4 protein-coding genes are annotated in these 3143 nt (G+C 36.0%); 2 read left to right on the forward strand and 2 right to left on the reverse strand.

Going from position 1 to position 3143, the window contains the following annotated elements; all coding sequences use genetic code 11:
* Nucleotides 1-258 (reverse strand): hypothetical protein (locus CALSC_RS27250; RefSeq protein WP_235006672.1); only part of this gene is annotated, 258 nt, incomplete at its 3' end.
* 116 nt (nucleotides 259-374) lie between these two features.
* Complete coding sequence (locus CALSC_RS25740) at nucleotides 375-554, reverse strand: hypothetical protein (RefSeq protein WP_143288142.1); 180 nt, start codon at nucleotides 552-554, stop codon at nucleotides 375-377.
* A 294-nt stretch (nucleotides 555-848) separates the two neighbouring features.
* Here CALSC_RS25740 and CALSC_RS03935 point away from each other — a divergent pair, with 294 nt between their 5' ends.
* The gene (locus CALSC_RS03935; protein ID WP_088240111.1) at nucleotides 849-2441 is read left to right on the forward strand and encodes a tetratricopeptide repeat protein; all 1593 of its coding nucleotides are present in this window, start codon (nucleotides 849-851) and stop codon (nucleotides 2439-2441) included.
* A gap of 478 nt (nucleotides 2442-2919) precedes the next feature.
* A partial coding sequence (locus tag CALSC_RS03940; protein ID WP_143288143.1) for a hypothetical protein occupies nucleotides 2920-3143 on the forward strand: 224 nt, incomplete at its 3' end.

Consider the following 3143-nt stretch of genomic DNA (forward strand, 5'->3'; position numbering starts at 1 on the left):
CTGCCTTAAAATAACTTTTGTATTCCTAAATAAGACATAAATAGGCAACATCACGCCAATGAATTTAATTATTTTAGTTGCAGCTTTACTTGTCGCCTGGTTAGTATTCCGAGCATTATTCAAATTATTGAAGACGGTAATTAGTACAGCGATCGCTGTTTTGATTATTGTGGTAATTTTAATGGTTTTTGGCGTAACTCCCGAAGATTTAGTCAGGGAATTATCTAACTTACCCCAAACTATTACTGATATAGTCACACAATTTAGGAATTTGACCGGGTTATAATTGCGACCGTAAAATTAAGGTATATTCCCAATGAACAAATTTTGTATATTGTATATGTAGTTATGCACCCTGCGTCCAGCTAACTTTCTTAATCTTCAACTACCCATTTAGCAACTAAGTATTGCTTATCTCCTTTGTATTCTTTTTTCCAAACCATAACCAGATTTGGTCGAGCGTGGAAATTATCTGCAATGGGAGAGTTGTTCGACCATGCAATCAATTGTGACGGATATGTAATATCTCGTAAACTAGTTACAGATTTCATCATTCCATCTCCTTTTGTGTGTGTTATTTATACATACATGGCTATTGCATCTAATTTCGGAATAAGTTAAACACCCCTGGTTAAGACTGCAAAGGGGCAGGGTGCAGGGTGCAGGGGGAGAAAGAGTTTTAAGATGTTTGCACCATGATCCGAATAATAACTAATCTCCCGAGCTTGATATAACTCCCTCCGGGAAGCAAAAATAGTAAATATTGAATTAAGTAACCTAAAAAAGCTTTACCTGTAAGAGATATGTGCATAAAATAGCATCATGTTCAAGATGCACAACAAATGTAAATGGACTGGATTACCTTACTGCGATCGCTACAGTCTGATTTTATTAGAAGGTTATCGTCTGGTTGTCTGCTGCATTGTCAAAAGGAAGGAGATTATAGCGAGCTAACTATTATTTCTGGAGAAAGACTAAGAACATTGCGAGATTTTTGCTGGCAAATGGCAGAGAAATACAAACGTAATTATCAAGTTCGCGATGTTTTTATTAATAATCTTAAAGGGAAATTAGGGGAAGAAGTTGTTAAGGAAAGGTTGGCAGATTTTATCACCGAAATAGATTACGAAAAACGTTACGGTGGTGATGGTAATATGGATTTTACTTTGACTTCTCAACCTGAAATTGGTGTGGAAGTAAAATCCCGCCACGGTACTATTGACAAGGTAAGATGGTCTGTTAGTTCCGATGAAGTGGCCAAAAATGCGGTGGTGGTTTGTATTTTAATTCAAGAAGAAGTGAATGAGGCACAAACAGAATATCACTTATTTTTTGCGGGTTTTCTCCCAACCCAAATGATTAAATTAAAGACGGGGAAAATTTCCTTTGGTATTGGTCAATTACTGTATGGTGGTGGATTGCGTTATTATCTAGAACAATTACAGCTATCTACAATTAATTATACTCCTCCCCAAATATCTCAATTTGCTATACCAAAAAATCAAAAATTATCCAATATTGCCCAATCAAATGGTCATGTGATGAAATCTTCATTACGGGCAATAGCTGATATAAATTATCCAGATATGGAACAAGCTAAAGTGTTTTTTGCCCAGGGTAATTATGATACAGCCATAGATATTTATAATCGACTATTAAATCATCAACCAAATAATACCGAACTTTATTATCAACGTGGTTTAGCTCGCTATGAAATTGGTGATTACGAAGGTGCGATCGCAGATTACAATCAAGTGATCCAAATTAATCCCCACCATAGTCAAGCTTACAAAAAAAGTGGTTTAACCCGGTACAAATTAGCAGATTATCAAGGAGCGATCGCAGATTATACCCAAGCTATCCAAATCAACCCCGATGATAGTGCTGCTTATATCAATCGTGGATATACTCGTTCTTGCATTGGCGATAAACAGGGAGCAATTGAAGATTATACCCAAGCAGTGAGAATTAATCCCCATCATCGACAGGGAAAACATCATCAGCCAGAAATTGATATTTTGCTCCAGGAAATAGAAGTCAATCCCCATGATGCTGATACCTATAAACATCGTGGTGATACTAGATGTGATTTAGGAGACTATCAAGGAGCGATCGCAGATTATACCCAAGCTATCCAGATTAATTCCCAGGATGCCCATGCTTACTACAATCGCGGTCATATTCATTATGATTTAGGAAACTACGAAAGTGCGATCGCAGACTATACCCAGGTAATAAATATTCATCCCCAAGATGCGGATGCTTATTACAGCCGTGGTAATTCCCGTTATCAACTCGGAGATAATCAAGGCTCTATGGAAGATTTTCAGAAATCAACTGATATTTATCGCCAGCAAGGTAAACTTAAAGAACATAAAAATGCTCGGCAAAGAATTTTAGATTTAGAAATAGAAGCATCCCTGGATATTTTAAATTTTTAACTAATTCATAAATATGTTTGTTGAAAATTAAATGGTGAAGGAATAACTAATTATAATGTCCGTAAAAATGTTTAGGTAATAGTGATGCTCCGCTTTTATCCGCCCTAGGCAAATTGAAGTTGGGTCGAAGGGAAGTATTATCTTCCGCCCCTCGCGATTAGAATCGAACGTGCGGCATTTCCTTGCATCCGGCTCCCGAAATCTTAAGTACTCTTTTTATTAATGTGAATGTATTGATGGCAGGATTGATGCGTCACCAGAAGGCTTTTAGACTTCCAGTTGTGTAAGTCCTATAAACAAGTGAACTGTGATTATACTGATCAAGAAATAGAGCTTATATGAAGACGTATGTACAAAAATAAAAACTTAATATACAACTTTTCATTTTATTGTTTGCGTAAATTAAATTATTTTTTATAGACAACTATATAGATCAAGAATTACTTTTGAAAAGTAATTTAAACATCTGTAATTTGTTATGTTTTCATTGAAAAAAGTTCTCTTCGTTGCAGTTAGTACAGCTTTAATATGTAGCTTTGGCAAAAGTGCTGAAGCATCTACGTTTTTTTCTACTAGCTCAGGACAAGTTGGAACTGTGGATGCAAGTACAGGTATCTTCAATCCCTTGGTTAATGGTCAAGCTTTTACTGATATCGCATTAACTGACAACGGTGAGCTTTTTGGTATTACTTTCAGTAAGTT

It is taken from the genome of Calothrix rhizosoleniae SC01 (assembly GCF_900185595.1).
Lineage (GTDB): Bacteria > Cyanobacteriota > Cyanobacteriia > Cyanobacteriales > Nostocaceae > Calothrix_A > Calothrix_A rhizosoleniae.

Excerpts from the sequence above, each read along its gene's own strand:
- CALSC_RS25740 (WP_143288142.1), bottom strand. The coding sequence starts at position 554 with ATGATGAAATCTGTAACTAGTTTACGAGATATTACATATCCGTCACAA.
- CALSC_RS03935 (WP_088240111.1), top strand. The coding sequence starts at position 849 with ATGGACTGGATTACCTTACTGCGATCGCTACAGTCTGATTTTATTAGA.